This window comes from Brucella tritici, assembly GCF_902825325.1.
Classification (GTDB): Bacteria; Pseudomonadota; Alphaproteobacteria; order Rhizobiales; family Rhizobiaceae; genus Brucella.
This window is the reverse complement of sequence record NZ_CADEAR010000008.1, coordinates 157,891-177,857: the sequence shown is the minus strand read 5'-3', so window position 1 is coordinate 177,857 and position 19,967 is coordinate 157,891. Positions and strand designations below refer to the sequence as shown.

Here is a 19,967-nt window from a genome sequence, read left to right as displayed (position 1 = left end):
GCGCTATAAACGCCCGCTTCCCCGCGTATTGTGCGTAACCTGCCGGGGCAAATGTGAATAAGTGGGAAAGTTGCCGCTATTCGTTCGGGTCTTTGCCGGTCTCTCCAGCCAGAATCGCAGCAGCTGAGTTAAACATAGCCTGGGCAGCTTCAATGCGATCCCAACCGGCGGCCTCGGCATCGTCGAGGATAGCGACAAGCCCATCGCTTACAGCTTCTTCGCAATCAATTTCACGATCGATGTAGTTGTCAGGCTGTTTTGGTCCACGCATGTCATTCCTCCTCTGGCTTCTGCAGCCTTCTTTTGATCGCGGCGTTGAATGCATCAAAAGCGACTTCAGGATTGGTTTCGACCATCAAATTAATGATATAATCGTAATCATCCGGTTCAATGCAGGCACGCACTACACGGCATTTGGTTCCGGCGCGCCGCTCTCCACGAAATACGATCTCTCCTTTCCTCAAATAGTCAGGCCATGCCTGCACCACGACATGCGATCTACTCGTAAACCCCTTAAGTTCCATCCTCATGGCGTCACATGCCCTATCATTCGTATCTCAACCGGGACTGATGGTATCACGCTCAACGACAGCCAATCGAATTGCGCACCAAGTGCCACGGCAGCACACGCCAGACGATAGCGCTGCATGACCGCCGCATCAATCGGAGCTTTGTTGCCCCGATAATATCCGCGCTCAATATCCGTGATCGTCGACACAGACATGCCCACACGTTCCGCCAGATCAGGCCGGGACAGCTTCATGATGTTCTCGCGCCACCATTGGCAACGCTCATTCTCCGGTGCATCTCGTGCAGGGTAAGACGTACTCATTCCAGCCTCATATCAGGTGGTGACCAAATCAGTGCCGATCATGTGATTTTCGCAGCACATCCGCGTAACAGAATGCGAGAATAACACGTTTCAGGTGGTGCTCAACGCACAAGCGAGTCATCGCATCATAATCGACCCCAAACATGCGAAATTCGCAGCGTTTTGGAGTGTGACCAAATAGACACAAAAATCCATCCACAGACCAACCATTGATTTCATTGCGCTTTTTACCTGTGCTTTGCGTGCTTTTCCGCAACATTCTACCGCTTCGCGCGGACACACCCTTCGTTCAATGCAAGATCACTCGATTAACCGTTTGAGCCGCGAACTCCATGGCATTCCCAGCACGCAGAGCAGCCCATTACAGCGCAAAAGCGCAAAAAGCCGCCGCACAGCTTCGAAAAGAAAAAAAAGAGCCCAAGGTTACGCCGAAACAGAAGGCCGTAATCGAAGCCATGGTGTTCGAGGGCATGACACGGGCTCAAGCCACCAAAACCGTGGGAATGTCGGACGAAGCAATGCGTCAGGCGCTCTTAAAGCCCCAAGTCCTCGCTTATCTCAATGAGTGTCAGGAGGTGTTACGGACTAGCCTCCGGCCCCGGGCGCTACACACGATGGGTGAATTACTCGACGACAAGAATTCGTCGGTGAAGTTCAAGGCGGCTGAGTATCTGGACGGGCAGAACCGTGGCACTCACACAGTTGGTGCGTCTGTCAACGTGCAGATCAACAACACGACGAACGTCGAGACACCTGGATACGTCATCGACCTGTCTGAGTTCAGCCGTTCGCCAGAGCCAAAACATGCGCAACAGATAGAACATCTGGAGCATGAGCATGTTAACCAGTTGATATCTCAGGAGAACGTTCCTGATGAGGACTGAGGAACGCGCACCCCGTACCCCCTTCGTTCTCGATTCCGGGCCTTTGAGGGGTGGCCCCCAAAAATCGCGGGCTGAATCTCCAGTCCACCCCCACACAGTCGATTTCCCCCTTTGGAACGTTCGGTCAGATTTTTTTTAACCTGTTGGAGAATTCGCGATGACCCGATACGTATCTCTCCGTCGCCCTCGTATGGATTGGTACGAAGCCAATGCGCTCGATAGCCTGCCGCGAACAGTGCATGAGCCTGAACCGGTAGATACGGGCATCATTGATGCGGACTGATTTCCAATCATTCGCATGATGGACCAGATTGGCTTCATTCGGGATGAGGATCGATGACTGACATCGAAGAAAAAGTTCCCCTCCCCAAGATCGACCGCGACGAACAGGGCCGCAAGATTTATCGGCCTGGCGGTCGGGTGCTGGCGGAATATATCGCTGATCGGTCGCACGTTTCGATTATCCGCGGTTCGATCGGTTCGGGCACTTCGTCGGCGTCGATCATGAAGATGCTCGCAATTTCGATGGAGCAGCACAAGAACCCCGATACGGGTTTTCGTCATACACGGTGGTGCGTGGTTCGCAACACCTTTCCTGACCTGAAGAACACGACGGTCAAGACCTGGCTCGATTGGCTGCCCGAAGAACAATACGGGCGGTTTTATTGGGACCGGCCATTCCGCCACATGATCCGCGTCGGCGACATGGACATGGAAGTCTATTTCATCGCTCTCGACAGCCCGGACGATGTTCGCAAGATGCGTTCGTTCGAAGTGACCGGCTTCTGGTTCAACGAATTGGAGTTCATCGAAAAGGATATCGTCGACGAAGCGGAATCGCGAACAGGTCGATATCCGGCGGTGAAGGACGGCGGCGCCAAGTGGGACGGCGTGATCGCCGATATGAACGCGCCACGTGAAGATCATTGGATTCCGCTCATGATGGGCGAGGTCCCATTGCCGGACAACTGGACCGAGGAAGAACGACTTTCCTATCGCAAGCCCGACAATTGGGGTTATTTCGTTCAGCCTCCTGCGATGATCGAGGAGCGAGACGGCTCGGGCACTCTCATCGGCTACAAGATGAACCCGCTCGCCGAGAATATCCGCTGGCTGAAGCCCGGATATTACGAGGAAAAGATCAAGGGCAAATCGAAACAGTGGATCGATAGCCGCGTGCTGAACAAGATTACTGTTTTCGTTGATGGCAAGCCAGTCTGGCAGCAATTCAACGAGGAAACCCATGTTTCCAAGACGCCGCTTGATCCTATCCCAGGTTGGCCGGTCTATGTCGGGCTCGACTTCGGTCGAAACCCAGCGATGGTTGCCGGGCAGATCGTGAATGGCCGGTGGCGCATTTTTGCGGAATTGACGGCGCGCGATCAGGGCGCATCGCTATTTGCTCCGCAAGTTTCCCGGCTGTTGACGCAACGCCTTGGCGATTGGACGGCAACACGCGCCGGACGCCATTCGAGTTCAGGGGATGGTTTTCAAGTCGAGTTTTACGGCGATCCGAAGGGAGCAGACGGAACCCAGGCCGATGAGCACACAGCTTACGACATTTTCCGCTCGCAAGGGATGCCGGTTGAACCGGCGCCGGTGAAGAACAACCACATTCAGACCCGTATTGAAGCCGTCGAACATGCGATGATTACGATGGTGAACGGTTCGCCGCGATTTGTCGTTTGCGGGACGAACTGCCGAACGCTGAAAGTGGCGTGCGCTGGCGGCTATCACTTTGCGCGCCTTAAAGGCACGGCGAACCACAAGGATACGCCCGAGAAAGACCGCTATTCCGACATCGCCGATGCGCTGCAATACATGATGCTTGGTGCTGGCGAGGGTCGGGCGGCTGTTGGTCGCGAACATCGCGGCTCGGGCCAACCTGTTTCAACGAATATGCGACCAAAAACGAGGCGGCGCGGTGGTTTCTGAGGACGGATTTACGCTTGCAGAGTGCGAGCCGGCTGAATGGTTCGTGGTATTCCATCGCGATTCCTTGCGCCGGTGGGTGAATTGGCTGGCATGGGGTCGATACAAACACGTTTCGGCTTTTGGCCGCGTGCCGTGGTCCGGTGACTGGGTGTTTTTCGACTATTTGACCGGCAGAACCCGCGTTTTGATGGTGCCTGACGAAAAATCAGACCGGTTCCTGGCTCATTACTCGAAAATGGGCAAGATTGTGCGGATGCCTGCGGCAAATCCCGATGACGAAACCATGAAATTCAAGCCCGGTCTGTGGTGCGTCACTGCCGTCGCTCATTTGCTCGGATTGCGCACCTGTGCTTTGCGCCCCGACGCACTTCTTCGCCATTGTCTCGCCAACGGTGGAACAATCGTAGTGGATGATGACGATGAAACCCAAGGAAGACCCAGCGCTGAAAGCTCAGGAAGAACAATCGCGACTTGAGCAAATTCAGGCAATTCAGGACGATGTGACCCGCCGAACCAATGACGCTATGCGTCGTTATGGCACTCGCTCGTCAACCGCGCCTATCATGCGTTGATCGACATGGCGAAAACCTCAAAGCCCGCCGCTCCAGACGAAACGCTGAAGAACCTCGAACGTGAGGCAAATTCACGTTTACAGGATGCGCGCGGGCAAAAGGATTTAGTCGTCAAGGACTTGCAGGAGTCCTATTTCTTCACCCGCCCTCGCCTGTCTCGCGACGTTTCTTCCCGATCGGCGCCGTCCAAGCGCATCGAAGACGTTGACGATCTGGCGACAGGGATCGGCCCAGAGGTAAGTGAAGATTTCGCGACTGAACTGATTTCGGCATTCTTCCCTCAGAATGTTCGATGGGCGGAAAGCACGGCTGAGGCGGCGGTTCTTGCGGGGATCGAAGAAAATTCAGCCGAAATGAACGATCTCAAGAAATTGCTGCCTGTTTACGACGCCACGGTCTTTGCAGCGATCAACGCTTCGAATTTCAATGCCGAACTGGCTACATCGCTCGACCCCGACGCCTCGCTTGGAACTGTCGCTTGGTGGATTGATGCGCCCGGCGGTGGCAGGCCATACCGCGCCGAACACGTTCCGACGCGCGAGCTAGAATTCAATGTCGGACCTGACGGCGAGATCGACGATCGTTTTCGCGTTCGCCATGTCACTGCCAGCAAAATTCGGTCGGTATTACCCGATCAGGAATTACCCGCCGACGTTGAACGGAAAATTCAGAGCAATTCAAAAGCCAAGATCGAAATTGCCTGGGGCTTCTGGCGAGACTGGAGCAAGCCGCACGATGACGACTGGATTCACGTCCTTCTCGTTGATCGAAAGCTTGTTCATCACACCACGCTTTCCGGCCTTGGCTGCCTGCCACTTATCATTGCGCGCCTTTCTCCTGACAAGCTTCATGCCTGGGGCAACGGTCCCGCGATCAAGTCTTTGCAGGAATTTCGCATTCTTGATGTGATTACGGCCGCCACACAGGATCATGTCGACCTCGCTCTATCGCCGCCCTTCGCATATCCCGACGACGGCATACTGAATTTTGAGGGTGGACTGGAATCCGGCAAGGGCTATCCGAAGCGGCCGGGGCAGCGCGGCGAAATCGAGAAGCTCTATTTCGGCGGCGATGCCGATCTTGGGTTCTATACGGTTGCCGATCTGGAAAAGAAGGTCCGCCGCAAGTTCTTCGCTGACTATCCCGAACAGCGCGGCGACACTCCGCCATCGGCAACGCAGTGGATGGATGAGATGGTCCGCTCGCAGCGCCGTATCGGCACGCCAGGACTGAAGTTCTGGCGAGAGGGCCCGTATGAGGTATTCCGCCGGTTCGAGTATCTGCTCGACAAGGATGGAAAGCTCGACCCGATTGAGGTCAACGGCAGCAAGATCACGGTGACGCCGAACAACCCGGCAACGCAGGCGCAGGACGCACAGAAGCTCCAGACAGCTGGCAATCTCCTGAATGCCTTCAAGGGATACTTCCCGATGACTTCTCAGGCCGCCATCAACGAGCGCGCTACAATGGACAAGATGAAATCGCTATCGAAAGATGAAGTCATAGTGCTCCGCGATGAACGGGAAACCAATCAGCTTGTGCAGGGCATATTGAGCCAAATGGGCGGCGGCGCAGGCGGGCCGGAAGGTGGCGACAATGGCGCAAGCTAAGCTTCACGACGAGGAAGTCCAGAACTCTATCCGGTGGATTTTCCGGCAGAAAGAAGCCCGCCCGTTCCTCGAATATCTACAATCAGAATTGGAAGCCATCGGTGTTCCCGAGACCTGTGCTTTGCACGTCCAGCATGGTCGCCGCACATTCGCGGCAGATTTGATCACAGCTGGAATGAAGGGATTGGGTAGCGATGGACCCGAAACTGACAATGAACGATACCGCCGAAGCAAACCTCAACCAGAACAGCGCAAAAGCAGGCGTCACGGCCCCGCTGGCCGGTAGTATTACGTTCGGCGCCACGATGTATGGTCCGAAACCAGTATTCGCGCCGGAAGATGGCGGAGGATCGGGCGGCGGAGACGGCGGACAAAGCGGTGACGATGGCGCAAACGCCAATGCTGGTGCTGGCGACGGTGGCGATCAGGCAGCCAAGGTCGAAGGCGATCAACAGCTACAGCGCCCCGATTACCTCCCTGAAGAACTATGGGATGAAAAGGCTGGCTTCAAGGCAGACGCTTACAACGATCTCGTTGCATTCAAGGCCAGCCGTGAAGCTGAACTCGCTCAAGTCCCCGACAGCCCGGACAAGTACGAGGCCCGTTTGCCCGCCACGTTCAAGCTGCCGGAAGGTGTGGAAGTTCCAGAGGGCGAGCTGGTTCTGGATGCCAGCGATCAGCGCATACAGTTTTTGCGCGAAGTAGCCCACAAGCAGAACTGGTCGCAGGCACAGTTTGAAGATGTTCTCGCCATGGGCGTCCATATGGACATTGGCGAAAACCAGAAAATGAAAGAAGCGGCAGCCGCTGAGCGCGAAAAGCTTGGTTCGCGGGGTGCCGAACGCGTCAACGCGGTTACGACATTTCTCGATGCCAAGATCGGCAAGGAGTATTCTGGCGCCCTACGCGGCATGATGTTCACCGCCAAACAGGTTGAAGCTTTTGAGGCGCTACAGCGCCTTGTCCGAGGAGACGTTCGGGGCAATCCGAACGGGGGCCGCGATGCCACACCAGCCGAACTTTCTGATGAAGAATATCAGAAACTATCGCCAACCGAACGGATCAACTACGCGCGCGGAATCATGCCCCGTTCGCTCTGACCGACTGCTGAGGAAAAACACCAATGCCAGCCATTACCCTTCCCGAATATGCCAAGGGTCTCGAAAAAAAGAGCATCGAACGTCCTCTGATCGAGACTTTCGCGGAGCATTCCGACATCGTTGCGGCCCTTCCGTTCTCCGGTTTCTCCGGCGGCTCGTATGAAGGTTATCGCGAAACCGATATCGGTAATGCGCAGTTCCGCGCCATCAATGAAGGCGCGAGCGAATCCCAGGGCAAGATTGCGCCGTTTCAGGAAACCAGCTTTCCTATCGACACTATTCTGAAGGTCGACAAGGCAATCATCCGCCGCCACGGCCCGGAACGCCGAGCCCGTGAAGAAGCGATGCAGATGAAGCGCCAATCAACGCTCTTTACTGACACCTTCATCAATGGCGACAACAAGTCGAACCCGAAGGAATTCAACGGTGTGAAGGCGCGTGCAACGGTTGCCAATGGCCGTCGCATTCACAATTCGACTGCTTCCGGTGGTGCTGCTCTGTCACTTGCTGCGCTTGATGAAGCGATCGACAACACCACGAACCCGACGCACCTCATCATGAGCCGCGCCTTGAAGCGCCGCTTCATCGGGGCGATGCGTGACACCACCATCGGCGGTTATATCTCGCAGACCCGCGACAGCATGGGACGTCCGGTCACCAGCTATAATGATCTGCCGATCCTGACCGGCTACCCCAAGGATCGTCATAGCGCAATTCTGCCATTCAACGAAGTTGGCTTCGGTGGCGGCGCTGCGCAGACGACTTCGATCTTTGTTGTTTCGTTCACTGAAGAAGGTCTTCACGGCATTCAGTTGACGAACATCCAAGCCGAAGACCTCGGCCTGCTCCAGCCCGACAATGTGTTCTACGGCACGAATGTCTCCTGGGATGTCGGCCTCGTCGATGACAGTGACTTCTGCTTGACGGCACTGGATTCGATTACTGACGCGGCCATCGTCAAGTAAGGCGAGCCGACTTTTGTGAAACATGGCCGGGTTTGATCCCGGCCAACTCTGACAGGAGATTGGCTATGGGCCAGCGGATTTTTAACCAGGACAAAGAGCTTATTTTCAAGGATGCCGGTGCAGTTACCGCCGATGGCGCAGCAACTGTTGACGGCTCCGCGAAGATCATCAAGGTCGGCGCCGGGCGCTTCGAAGCCGTAATGCTGATTGACGTTTCGGCGATCACTGTGGGCGCTGATAACGTATACAATATCATCATCCAGGGCAGCAACACGGCTGATTTCTCGGGTGCGAAAGAGAACCTTGCTGTTCTCAACCTCGGAAACACGGCGGTTCGGCCAGGCGGCGCAATTACCTCGCTCATCGGTCGATACGAAGTCCCGTTCCACACCGACATCAACGACGTGATTTATGATTACGTCCGCGTTTATGTCGACGTCGCCGGTACCACCCCGTCGGTCAATTTCAAGGCGTGGGCTTCCACCAAGTATTAATCGAAGGGGCGCGAAAGCGCCCTTTCTCCAAGGAGATATGAAAATGCCGGATAACAAAACGATCTATTTCAAGCGCGATGGCAAAGGCTATGAGATGGCCGCTATCGATGCGAACCGGGCACTACGTCAGCACTCAGACGAATGGAGTGCCGAGCCTTGGCCCAAGGCCAAGCAGCCAAAGGCTGACGCGAAGACGGACACGTCTGATGCGGGTTCCAACGACAAGACCGATCAGGACAAGACTGATTTGCTTGGGGCCGGTACCGAAGACAAGGCCAAGGCCGAACAGAACAAAGGCTGACGCGGCGCGTATCTCCATCGCGGCACGTGCTGCTCAGAAGGCCGGGGGTTCAACGCCTCCGGCCTTTTCGCTTATCCGCCCTGTGCTTTGCTGGTCTGCCGTGCGTCAGCCAAATTCTGCGCATGGACAAGCTCACGGTTCTCAATAACGCGCTCATCAACACCGGCAACAACCGCGTAAACACGCTTTACGAAGGTTCGGATGAGTATGTCGTCGCGGATACAGCGTTCGACGCTGCTATCAAACTCCTGTCGTCGATGCATACTTGGCCGTTTGCGACAACGATCGAAAAACTGGTGCGAGCGCCCGACAGCGAGAATAAGTCTCGAACGTTCCCCGAGAACTGTTTCCGTATCCCGGCACCGCCTCAAGTTCTTCATGTGAAGGAAATCTATTACGGCAATGTGCTGTTGGTCGATTACGAGATCATGGGCTTTATTCTCAGTTGCCGTTACGAGGACGAGGTTTATGCCAAGGTGGTTCGTGAGGTGCCGGGGGCAATCTGGCATCCAATGGCTGAGCAAATCCTCACGCTCCGGGTTGAGGCAGGTATTCTGCGCGGCCTGAACGAAGACTTCAAGGAAGCCGATAACCGTGAGGCTCGCGCCGACGACTGGCTAATGATGGCCCGGCCCCACCTCGATCAGCAAAACCCAGCCCGTAATATGTATCGCTCCAAAGTCGCAGAAGCGCGGCGCACGAGGCGGGTATGAGCATTGCAAAACAGGTCATCCGTCAACGTGATTGGTCTGCTGGGGAAATTGATCCCGACGGTGAGCGCCGCGACGACACCGAGGTTTTCAAGTACGGCGAACGCAAGTCCCTTAATATGCAATCGCTTCGGACCGGCGGTGTGGAAAACCGGAACGGTCGAAGCTATCTGTATCAGGATGATGGTGTGCGCGATGATTTTCGATTGCTGCCAAACATCCGTCATTCCGTAACATTTGCACATCAACGTGCGACGATCCGCAACGAAGCGGGGGCAACCATTGCAACGCTCACGGCGCCGTGGACAAGCGCTATCCTGGACCAACTCGTCTGGACATCGAACGATAACATGATTTTTGTGACAGGGCCTGGAATGCGCCCGCAAGTCATCGAGATCAACAAGAACACTGCAGCATGGTCAATCCGAAACTACGATTTCCGTGTTGAGATTGACGGAACCGTCAGCGTTCCGTTTTATCGGTTTGACGACTTCGGCGTGACGCTTCGCCCGAGTGCTCAAGCAGGCGTCGTGACTGTTACATTTTCCAGTGCGGTTCTGAACGCTTCTCATGTTGGCGTGATTTTCCGATATGCAGGAAAGCAGCTTCGAATTCAAAGTGTCACGTCCGCCACTACGGGCACGGCGTTGTGCCTTGAACCATTGAACCCGACTGTTCAATACCCAATGGGCAACGCAAACGAAATCACGTTTGCAATTGGCCAGACCGTTTCAACGACGATATCAGGCGTTCAGGGTGAAGTCGTCGGGATTGATATCCCGGGGAAGACTGTCACCATCGTAGTTACCAATCGATGGCGCGCACCCGCTGCCGATGAGAGGTTGGTCGGGCCAGGGTCAGACGCTGCGATTGCCAACACCGGGACAACAATCGTTTCGCCGGGGGCGACCACACAGTGGGACGAGCAATTCATATCATCACGGCGGGGATGGCCGCAAAGTGTGGCCAAGGATCGCCAGCGCGTAATTTTCAGCAATTTCCCGCAGCTTAAACAGGCAATTGTCTGGTCAGCCGTGTCCGATCCTTTTGACCTCCAAGTGAACGCAGATGCTTCCGGTGCAATATTTGAATTGATCGATGCTGATTGTCAGGTGTTCCACGTTGTCGGCGGCTACGATGAATTTGCCATTACTGATATCGGCGCGTTCTATATCCCGATTTCAGCCGAGACGCCGCTGACCCCAGGATCGGTTGAGTTTCGCAGAATTTATGCGGGTGAAGTTGCGAACGTCAAACCGATCGAAGTGACAGAAGGCGTTCTTTTCGTCGACGAATCGCTGACGGGAATCTATGCCATCACTGCAACTGGCCAGACTGCCCGTCCGTATGTCGCCACCGAGATTTCGCAGTTTCATCGACATTTGTTCAATGGGGTCAAAAGTCTCACGAGCAATTACGGCACACCGAAGAATGCCGCGCGCCAGATATTTGTTGTCAATGCCGACGGCACCGTCGTGGTCGGACAGTACAGCAACGAGCGCGAATTCGTAGGTTGGCGCTTATGGAACGGTGACGGCGTGGTGAACTCCGTCTCCGCTCGTTTCGGCGATGTGATTTTTTCAACGATGTACGCGACAATCGGGACCCCGCTTTATGTAGCCGAACGCATTGACGTCGACCGCGAGCTGGATTGTTCAGTTGTTTACAACGGCTCCGGCACATTGCCGTTCCCGGTTGGCGAGACAGTACAGGTTATTGCTGATGGGTTTTATCTCGGCGACTTCGTTGTCGGCCCAGGCAATACCGTCGCGGTAAACGTTTCGGATTATGCGCAGATTCATGTTGGCAAAGAGTTCGACTGGTACCTGACGCCGAACCTTTCCGACTTCGAAGGTGGTGAAGCATTTGGGCAACGGCAGCGCCGTCGCAAAGTGTCGAAGGTAAATGCCAAAGTTCGCGACTGTCAGGAATTCAAGATCGGAAACAAGGTGCTTTGCACGTGGCTTGGCGGCGAGGATACATCTCAACCCATGCCGAAACGCTCGGGCGTTTTCACATATCGCGAGACAGGCCGTTCCTTCGATCCTGAATTCACGATCAGCAAGACTATCCCGGGGCGTTTCAAACTGCTTGAACTGACGACAGAGGTGACCATCTAATGGCCGATCCAGCAACGCTCCTTACCGGCGGGTCGATGCTTATATCTGGCGTCGGTGGCGCCATTGGCTACAACCAGCAGGCCGAACAGTCGTTGAATGCTGCCGCAACGGGCCGCATCCAGGCGAACCAGATTGACACCGGATATCGCGACGAACTGAACTCGACGATCAACAATATTCGGGCGATACGTGCTGGTACAGGCGTAGCAGCCGACAGCCCAACCACCATGGCTATTGAGGCGGAAAACGACCGGGTTAGTGATCAGAACCGCTCTCGTGATGTTGCCAGCAGGCGCATCGATGCGGCGCAGAAAGAACGTGACGCCCGAACATTTCGCAATTCCGCCGTTACGTCGTTGCTTGGCGGTACTGCGAAGTCCCTTCCCTATTTCTTCGGACAGTAAACTATGGCTCGTCTCCCCACGGTATCGCAGCGAACAGCAATATTCCAAGGCCCGCAGTCGTCAGTCTCAGGCGCAGCGGCGGCGAATCCTTATATGCAAATCGCGGATGCAATGGGTGCGCTCGGGACAAAGTTCGAGGAGCAAGCCGTCATAAGAGCGGAGCAAGAAGGTTCGAATGCCGTCTATCGCGATGAGAGCGGTACCTTGCAAGTCGATCAGCGCTCGAACTGGTCGAAGTCAGGCCAGGCCTATAATCGTGCCGCACAACAAGCATACGCGGCTCGCGTAGCCGGAGATGTCCGCACGAAAGGGCAAGAGCTTTTCAACGCTGCGAAAGGCGATGTTTCCGCTTTCGATGCATCATGGAAGGGGTTCTCCGATCAGCTGCTTTCGAATACGCCGAAGGAGTATCGCGGCCCGCTGAAAACGATGCTGGAGACGGAAGGATCGCGGCTGGGCCTTGGTGTTTCTGAGCAGAAGCGGAAGCGCGATCTTTCCATATTCGAGAACGACATTAAGACTGAAATCCAGTTTCTCGATAATGACATGGCCGCCCTTGCGCGTGCTGGCGGCACCGGCACTCCTGATTATCTGGAAAAGCAAAGCCAATTGCAGTCTCTCTATAAGGAGCTTGTCGACAATCCGGAATTTACGGTTTCGGAAAAGCAAGCCCAGATGGAGTTGCAGCGGGTCGAATCCCGACACATGAGCGAAGCGGTTATCGGCTCCATCGATAAGACGCTGACGACTGGCGGCGTGAAAGCCGCCCAGAAGGAAGCTGAGCGCATCCTAACGGATGAGAAGTTGCATCTTTCTCCGGCGGAACGCCGTCAGTATGCAGGACTTGCAGAGCAACGCATCAGTGGCTTCGTCGCGGAGCAGAAAGTCGCGCTCAAGCCTATTCAGGACCAAGCGACGAAATACAAGAAGCTGCTTGATGAGGGTGTTGGTCTCGATAACCCGGACATCGACATGACGATTGCAAACCTCGCGCGGGGTGGCGATGTTGCGGGTGCTCTCGACCTCATCAACTCGCGGCGTGCTGCGCAAACGATTCAGCAGTTCAATCTTGCGAGCCCCGAGGCGCGCGTCGCTGCGCTGGAGCGTGGGCGTGCCGCCGCCAATGGCATTCAGGGCGCGGGCGGTAGCCTTATCGATGCTGTTATAAATGTCGAAAGCGGAGGTAACACGAATGCTGTCTCCCCTAAGGGCGCGGCTGGCATCACACAGGTAATGCCTGCAACGGGCGCGGAGATTGCGGGGGAACTTGGCGACGCCAATTATCCGGTTGATGGCACCGAAGCCGAGCAGCGCGCCTATCTCCAGCGCGAAGATGTGGGCCGCCGGTATGGTGAGCATTATCTGAACAAGCAACTGGCGAGATATGGTGGCGACCAGGAAGCGGCGCTTATCGCGTATAACGGTGGCGCGGCTCGTGCTGACGCTTGGCTCGCAGCTGGCCGAGACGATAGTGTCATCCCAAAAGAATCCGCCGACTATTACAAAAAGGTGCTTCGCCAGACTGGTAACTTCCAGCCGACCGGAAAAACCTTTGGTCAGTCGGGGCCTTCCGAAGCGCGTGCGTTCTTGCTCTCACGGAGCAATAAGGACGCGAGCCACGTCGACGGTATGGATGCAGCTTTTGGAAATAAGCTGGCGGCACTAATCCAGGCTGCGCCTCCTGGCATTTCCGAAAAGCTTGGAATTTATTCTGGCGCCCGATCGGTTGAGCGCCAGACAGAGCTTTGGAACGACGCGCTGAAAAAGTACGGTTCCGTTGCTGAGGCTCGCAAATGGGTCGCGCCGCCTCCCGGCGTTGCGGGATCGAAGGGCTCCAACCATAATCATGGCACGGCAGCTGACCTTTCATATAACGGTCAAAGTCTGAAGAACGCGCCGCCGGAAGTCGTTGACTGGTTGCATTCTCACGCCAAGGATTTCGGCCTCAAGTTTCCTCTCTCGAATGAAAACTGGCATATCGAGGATGATAGCACGCGCGGAGGTGCGGTCGCGTCGTCGCAGCCTACGGTCGATCCTGATGTCATCAAAGCCTACCGCACCGGCGTTACTCAAGACGCGAAAGACCTCTGGGGCGATATGAAAGATGGAATTTCAAAGGGAATTCCGCCCGCCGCCAATGAACTGTCGCTCCTTACCCGGCAGCTTTCCGTCATTGATGATCCGAGTTTCCGGCGCGAAGTTACGTCCTATCTGACGAACGAAGATGCCGCCGCGATGTTCGCATCGATGCCGCCGCAGCAAGCCGCCGCAGTTCTCGACGAACTAAAGGTAGACGCTGGGGACGGCGCCACTGTTGCACAGCAACAGATAATGGAAGCCGCCGACCGCACTGCAAAGCGGGTGGCCGAGGCGATGAAGAATGACCCCATTGGCTACGCTGCACAGCGCCAGTGGGCACCCAACACACCGCCGATCGACCTTGCAGCCGGGCCGGACGCTGTGGGCGCAGCATTCGCAGCCCGTCAACAGGCCGTCGACCTTTTACAGGCGCGTGGAATGGTCCAGCCGGGCACGTCCGCACTTCGTCCGCAGGATAAGGCTATTCTTAACCAGGTGATGACACAGGGCACTCCGGGCGAACAGGCCGCGCTCTTTGGCGCCATGTCGAAAAACCTATCTCCGCAGACATACCGGGCGACGATGACGGCGCTCGCCGGTGATGCGAACTCGCGCACGTCTGCAAGTGCGGGCGCGCTCTACCAGTACAATCCGCAAGTCGCTGAAGGTGTGTTACGCGGTCAGGCACTGCTCAAGGAAAATCCAAACTATGCGCCTAAAAAGACAGACGACAATCAGGCATCGATTGATGATATTCTGCCGCCTCAAGCGTTCGGCGCAGGCTTGGAAGCATCGCGGCAAACGCTTCTCGACTCCGCCCGTGCCCGTTATGCCGATCTGAGCAACACAGCAGGTGATACCTCGGGCGAGTTCAACGAGGAGCGAATGACGCAAGCCGTAAATGAAGTCACTGGCGGGATGATCGATTTCAATGGGCAGTCGATTATTGCGCCGCGCTACGGCATGAATCAGGAAGATTTTGACAAAACGATTGCCGGTCTTTCAGACGATAGCCTGACTGGGGCTGTAACGTCCGAAGGCCAGCAAATTACTGCAAGCGACCTTCGCCGTTATGGACGCCTGCGCGCGGTCGGCGATGGGCGGTATCTTCTCGAATTTGGACTGGAGAACGCGCCGACTTTTGCGATTGACAGCAAGGGCGGTCCGTTCGTTCTCGATCTGCGAGGTGACCAGTAATGGTGCTTCTCGTCGACCCAAAGGAAGAACGGACCGCGTTACAGGCCGCCCAACAAAATCCTGTTCAGGGTTTTGATCCCGGTTTCATTGAGCGATTCAAGGCGGATTATACGTCGATGATGGATTTCGCGAATGTGAACGCCCGCGAGCGTTCACGCGCCGATATCCAGAGCGAGTTCATTTCTCGGTTTTATCAGGAAAGCGGCATTGGGATTCGAAACTGGCTTACTGGCCCCGGCCTCAATCCTCGGGCTGACCTCGAAGCGAACGCGCGTGGGCAATTCGATGCCTGGAAAAAAGAGAACCCTGAAAGTGACCTGACGTTCCCTGACGCGGAGGCATTGGAAGCCCAGACGCTTGACCGTGCGCGCGCCGCTCGCGAAAAGTCCATCAAACTTCAGGGGCTTTCGACTGGCTGGGGCTCGGCTATTGGCGGTTTCGCCGGTACAGCAGTCGGCGCGATGCGCGATCCGATCAATGCCATTTCTCTTGCATTTGGTGCCGGTGCCGCGTCGGGCATTCTGCGCACTGCACTCATCGAGGGTGCCATCGGCGCGTCATCGGAAACGGCTATCCAAGGTTTTAACTACGGCTTCAAACAAGAAGTCGACCCCAATTTCGGATTTCGTGACGCGCTGACTGAAATTGCGGCGGCGGGTGCCGGTGGCGCTGTGCTCGGTAGCGGAATCAAAGGGCTGGCGGCTGCATGGCACCGCGCCGCCACCGGTGAGTGGCCTCGCCAACTCGTCGATGCTGGTAACGTTGTAACACGCGAGGCGTCCGTACCGTCGGCGCGCTTCGACAAATCCGCGCAAGGTTCCGCTGTTTATCGCGCCGCGGTTGAAAAGGCTGCCGACGATCTGTTTCGGGGCCAGCCAGTGGAAATTCCACAGGAGGCATTCTTGCAAGCGAATGCCCGGCCCGGTCGTGTATATGATGCGGATGGCCGTTCTGTTGGTGTTCAGTACGAAGTGGTTGAAGCTGACAACTTAATCACCTCCAATCTCGACGATATGTCGATCAATCCCGCCTTTCCTCCTGAGCTTCAGCCGCGAGACCGCACCCGAGCCATATCGCAAGACCAGATTAATTCAATCGCTGCGAACCTTCAGCCCGAACGGCTCGGCCCTTCCGCAGATGCCGCCAACGGTGCGCCGGTGGTCGGTCCAGAGGGGTTTGTCGAATCCGGCAATGGTCGCGTAATGGCTATGCGCCGGGCGTATCTCGAAAATGGTCCCGCGTCGGAGTCCTATCGCAACTTCCTGCGTTCGCAGAATTTCGATATTGAAGGCTTCAACAAGCCCGTGCTTATCGCGCGCCGGATTACTGATCTCGACCCAGAGGCGCGCATTGGATTCGTGACTGCCGCAAATCGATCGACAGCTATGCGTCTCGGAGCGGCAGAACAGGCGCTTGCCGACGCTCGCCTCATTGACGATGCGGTCTTGTCGAAGCTGCGCGATGCTGGTGATGTCGATACGATCAGCAACCGGGATTTCGTTCGCGGCTTCATGCAGAAGCTTCCTCGTGCTGAACAAGGTGAACTGGTCGATAAGGCTGGCGTTCTGTCTCAGGCCGGGGAACGCCGTATTATGTCGGCTCTTATGGGCCGGGCATACGGTGAGCCAACGCTCTTGGGCCGCGCGCTCGAAGATGCCGACAGCAACATTAAATCTCTGGCGGGTGCGCTCGGGGACAGTGCCGGTTCGTGGGCAATCATGCGTGATGCTGTAGTGCGCGGGGATATTCCTCGCGGTATGGATATTACCGACGATCTGATGAATGCCGTCGGTTTGGTGATGCGTGCGCGCGACGAAGGCCGTCCGGTCGCGGACTTGATCAACCAGGCTGAAATGTTCGGCGGGCCCAACGAAATATCGAAGATACTGGCGCGCGCCATGTTCGGCGATGAGAATATGCGCCGTCCGATCAGCCGCAAGCGCCTCACTTCGTTCCTCCGCGACTACGCCGATGAGGCGTTGAAAAACGATGCAGGCGCGCGCCTCTTTGGTGATCCGCTGGAATCCGCCGATGTTCTCCGTACATCGCTGGCCAAGGCGGACCGCGAAGATTTGATTGCGGTGGCCAACGACCGTTTGACGCCAGAACATGTCGAAGAAGTGGCCAAGGCTCAAGACACGTCTGACGCTGTTCTGCGCGAGGCAATCCGCATTGGCGAGGAAATGCCTGATATCAAGGTCGATCTGGGCGACGGCGCTGGCGAGCGTTCGATCGCTGAAATAATGGCCGAGGCCGACGACGAAATCCGCATGGCTGCCGATCTCGAAGCCTGCACTATGGGCAATACTGAACACTTCATGCGCGCTCCGGGGGCGAAATAATGTCGATCCAGAATTGTCTTGCCAAACTCGTTGCAGCTAAGCGGATCACACAGAAGGCAGCCGATGACGCTCTCGCCTTGCACAATGGTATTCAGGATAGGCTCTATCCGGCGATGGGCCCAGCAACCGCCGACGCCGCCGGTGCTCTTGAAGCTGCGCGTGTTATGGCGGAAGCCGCCCGCGAGCGAAAAATGGAAGCGGCTGTTCAGGCTATCCGGCAGGCTGAAATCTACGACCGTATGCAGAAACACCCTCGCGGGCAGACTGTCGGCCTGATGAGCGCGCTCGTCCGCGACAACTGGGAAGCCGGTCGAGCAACTGGCAACGCGATCAATATCGATAGCCATTCCGAAGCCGTTACCAAGCGTCTGTTCGGTATCATGGGCGGTACTCTTGATAAGTATCGCTCGACCATGGCCGGGCTTCGCCAAGATACGGAGTCCATCTGGAATGTTGTTGACGAATTGTTCGGGCGAGACACGGGCGATCAGTCTGCGCAGGCCGCAGCAAAGGCATTTCAGGAAGCGACTGGCTACGCCGTCGACCGCGTGAAGCGGGCTGGCAAACGCTTGTCCGTTCTCGAGGATTGGCGCCTGCCGCAGTTCTGGGATGCCTCGCGCACCAAGGCCGTTACCGAGCGCGAGTTCGTTGACGATCTGATGCAGGAAGTGCGTGCCGGAACAATGCGCGTGATGGATAAGGAAGGCCAAGGCGAAGCGCCCGTGACGATGATTCCGGGCATTATTCAAAACGCCTATAAGGACATTACGCTGGGCCGGGGCGTCGGAGCGGCGGGTCCGAGCGGGTTTTCAAACCAGCTTCGCGTTTTCCGTTTCGATAATCCAGACGCCTACAAGCGCTTGATGAAGAAATACGGTGTTGGCGATGGCGGTCTCTACAATACGCTTGTCGGTCATTTGTCCGGCATGGGTAAGGAAATCGCTTTTACCGAAGTTCTCGGACCTAAGTATGAGCAGAATTTCAACACGCTTCTGGAGAAGGCCCGGCGCGCCGACGCGGAAAATCTGACGAAGGGCCAGCGTATAAAGAACGTGATTTCCCTGAACAGTCCCGCAGCGGCACAGCGCACGTTCGATGCGCTTTCTGGTAAGCTCGGCGTTCCACAAAATGAATTGCTGGCTGGAATCGGGGGAGGTCTGCGCAATATTCAGACTGCCTCCCGGCTCGGCTCGGCGACAATCGCGGCCCTCCCCGGCGACAGCTTCACCATGTCGTTCGCAGCCAATCACAATGGCATCCCGGCGACGGCTGTACTTGGTCGACTGGTGAAAGACTTGGCGAACGACGAACAGGCCGAAGCCATTGCGCGTCAAGTAAATCTCACCGCGAATATGGTAATGGACAATGCGTTGGGTTCGAAACGCTTTGCCGATGAAATCGTCGGACAGGGCATCACTGCCCGCGTTGCTGATACGATTATGCGCGCGAGCGGCCTCAACACTTGGACGGAGGGTCTGAAGCGTGCTTTCTCAATGGAGTTCATGGGGGCTATCGCGCGCGAATCCGACAAGAAGTTCGAAGTCCTCGACCCGCTTTTTCGTGGTTTCTTTGAACGATATGGGTTTACGGCGGCTGATTGGGACAAACTTCGCGTCACGCCGCAACTCGAAGCGGACGGCGCACGGTTCTTCGATGTGAATGGAGTCGAAGATCAGCGACTTGCTGACCGGCTGATGTCGGCCATCATCGACGAGCGGCATATGGCAGTGCTCGAACCCGATGCGCGTATTCGCGGCGCTATGTCCGGCGGCTTGCAGCGCGGTACCGTGTTGGGCGAGGCCGTTCGGTCAGCCACTCAATTCAAAAGTTTCCCCATGACCTACATGATGACGCACATGATGCGCGCCGCATCTCAGGATGGAATGTGGTCGAAAGCCGCTTACACGTCGAAGCTGCTTGCGCTCATGACTGTTGCCGGTGCGTTCACGGTTCAGATGCAATCGATTATCGCGGGTCGCGACCCCAACGATATGAGCCGCCCGCAGTTCTGGACAGAAGCTTTTATTCGTGGCGGCGGTGGCGGCATGATGGGCGATTTCGTGAATTCATCTGTCTCGCGCGGTGGCGCTGGCGTCACGGAATTTCTCGCAGGCCCCGGTCCATCGGCGATAATTTCGACGGCTGACTTCCTGAAAAACGGGTTCAGCGGAAAGTCGCTTGCACAATACATGAAGGGTTGGACGCCCGGCTCGTCGCTCTGGTACACCAAGCTTGCGACCGATCGTATGGTTTTCGATCAGATACAGGCGATGATTGACCCGGATTACCGGAAGTCCTTCCGCCGGTATGAAAAGCGAATGAAGAAGGACTTCGGACAGACCTTCTGGTGGTCGCCAGGTCAAACGTCTCCGGCACGTTCACCGGGCTTCCAACGCTGACCTGTGCTTTGCTGGAAAATGCC

18 protein-coding genes are annotated in these 19,967 nt (G+C 56.3%); 15 read left to right on the top strand and 3 right to left on the bottom strand.

The window, feature by feature from the left end:
* Window positions 1-76 precede the first annotated feature (76 nt).
* Genes HWX93_RS13810 through HWX93_RS13800 form a run of 3 tightly spaced genes read right to left on the bottom strand, consistent with a single transcriptional unit; the run spans window position 77 to window position 832 of the window.
* On the bottom strand, window positions 77-271 hold the full coding sequence (locus tag HWX93_RS13810; protein ID WP_176037638.1) for a hypothetical protein: 195 nt from the start codon (window positions 269-271) through the stop codon (window positions 77-79).
* A 1-nt stretch (window position 272) separates the two neighbouring features.
* Complete coding sequence (locus tag HWX93_RS13805; RefSeq protein WP_176037637.1) at window positions 273-488, bottom strand: hypothetical protein; 216 nt, start codon at window positions 486-488, stop codon at window positions 273-275.
* A 38-nt stretch (window positions 489-526) separates the two neighbouring features.
* Window positions 527-832, bottom strand: coding sequence for a helix-turn-helix domain-containing protein (locus HWX93_RS13800; protein WP_176037636.1), 306 nt, complete (start codon window positions 830-832; stop codon window positions 527-529).
* Window positions 833-1,164: 332 nt separating this feature from the next.
* On the opposite strand from HWX93_RS13800, the gene HWX93_RS13795 reads away from it, so the two are divergent.
* The 15 genes from HWX93_RS13795 to HWX93_RS13730 all read left to right on the top strand — a co-directional run bounded on the left by HWX93_RS13795 (window position 1,165) and on the right by HWX93_RS13730 (window position 19,944).
* Window positions 1,165-1,716: a hypothetical protein gene (locus HWX93_RS13795; RefSeq protein WP_176037635.1), complete on the top strand. Its 552-nt coding sequence runs from the start codon at window positions 1,165-1,167 to the stop codon at window positions 1,714-1,716.
* Between the two features lie 157 nt (window positions 1,717-1,873).
* Entirely contained in the window at window positions 1,874-1,999 is a 126-nt protein-coding gene (locus HWX93_RS23175; RefSeq protein ID WP_268904582.1) for a hypothetical protein, read from the top strand.
* A gap of 53 nt (window positions 2,000-2,052) precedes the next feature.
* Window positions 2,053-3,651: a hypothetical protein gene (locus HWX93_RS13790; protein ID WP_176037634.1), complete on the top strand. Its 1,599-nt coding sequence runs from the start codon at window positions 2,053-2,055 to the stop codon at window positions 3,649-3,651.
* Window positions 3,572-4,126, top strand: a complete 555-nt coding sequence (locus HWX93_RS13785) for a hypothetical protein (protein WP_176037633.1) — start codon at window positions 3,572-3,574, stop codon at window positions 4,124-4,126. The genes HWX93_RS13790 and HWX93_RS13785 overlap by 80 nt, the downstream gene beginning before the upstream one ends.
* Before the next feature lie 102 nt (window positions 4,127-4,228).
* Window positions 4,229-5,833: a portal protein gene (locus tag HWX93_RS13780; protein WP_176037632.1), complete on the top strand. Its 1,605-nt coding sequence runs from the start codon at window positions 4,229-4,231 to the stop codon at window positions 5,831-5,833.
* Between the two features lie 212 nt (window positions 5,834-6,045).
* On the top strand, window positions 6,046-6,933 hold the full coding sequence (locus tag HWX93_RS13775; RefSeq protein ID WP_235969110.1) for a hypothetical protein: 888 nt from the start codon (window positions 6,046-6,048) through the stop codon (window positions 6,931-6,933).
* Window positions 6,934-6,956: 23 nt separating this feature from the next.
* On the top strand, window positions 6,957-7,898 hold the full coding sequence (locus HWX93_RS13770; protein ID WP_114214211.1) for a major capsid protein: 942 nt from the start codon (window positions 6,957-6,959) through the stop codon (window positions 7,896-7,898).
* Window positions 7,899-7,963: 65 nt separating this feature from the next.
* On the top strand, window positions 7,964-8,392 hold the full coding sequence (locus tag HWX93_RS13765) for a hypothetical protein (protein ID WP_109368271.1): 429 nt from the start codon (window positions 7,964-7,966) through the stop codon (window positions 8,390-8,392).
* A gap of 43 nt (window positions 8,393-8,435) precedes the next feature.
* Window positions 8,436-8,693 (top strand): hypothetical protein, encoded by a 258-nt coding sequence (locus tag HWX93_RS13760; protein ID WP_176037630.1) that lies wholly within the window; start codon window positions 8,436-8,438, stop codon window positions 8,691-8,693.
* Between the two features lie 122 nt (window positions 8,694-8,815).
* Window positions 8,816-9,406: a hypothetical protein gene (locus tag HWX93_RS13755; protein ID WP_176037629.1), complete on the top strand. Its 591-nt coding sequence runs from the start codon at window positions 8,816-8,818 to the stop codon at window positions 9,404-9,406.
* Window positions 9,403-11,523 (top strand): hypothetical protein, encoded by a 2,121-nt coding sequence (locus HWX93_RS13750; RefSeq protein ID WP_176037628.1) that lies wholly within the window; start codon window positions 9,403-9,405, stop codon window positions 11,521-11,523. The genes HWX93_RS13755 and HWX93_RS13750 overlap by 4 nt, the downstream gene beginning before the upstream one ends.
* Window positions 11,523-11,927 (top strand): hypothetical protein, encoded by a 405-nt coding sequence (locus HWX93_RS13745; RefSeq protein WP_176037627.1) that lies wholly within the window; start codon window positions 11,523-11,525, stop codon window positions 11,925-11,927. Before HWX93_RS13750 ends, HWX93_RS13745 begins: the two co-directional genes overlap by 1 nt.
* Window positions 11,928-12,020: 93 nt before the next feature.
* The gene (locus HWX93_RS13740) at window positions 12,021-15,203 is read left to right on the top strand and encodes a transglycosylase SLT domain-containing protein (protein WP_176037626.1); all 3,183 of its coding nucleotides are present in this window, start codon (window positions 12,021-12,023) and stop codon (window positions 15,201-15,203) included.
* Window positions 15,203-17,545, top strand: a complete 2,343-nt coding sequence (locus HWX93_RS13735) for a hypothetical protein (RefSeq protein ID WP_176037625.1) — start codon at window positions 15,203-15,205, stop codon at window positions 17,543-17,545. The genes HWX93_RS13740 and HWX93_RS13735 overlap by 1 nt, the downstream gene beginning before the upstream one ends.
* The gene (locus tag HWX93_RS13730) at window positions 17,545-19,944 is read left to right on the top strand and encodes a hypothetical protein (RefSeq protein ID WP_176037624.1); all 2,400 of its coding nucleotides are present in this window, start codon (window positions 17,545-17,547) and stop codon (window positions 19,942-19,944) included. The genes HWX93_RS13735 and HWX93_RS13730 overlap by 1 nt, the downstream gene beginning before the upstream one ends.
* Window positions 19,945-19,967: the final 23 nt, after the last annotated feature.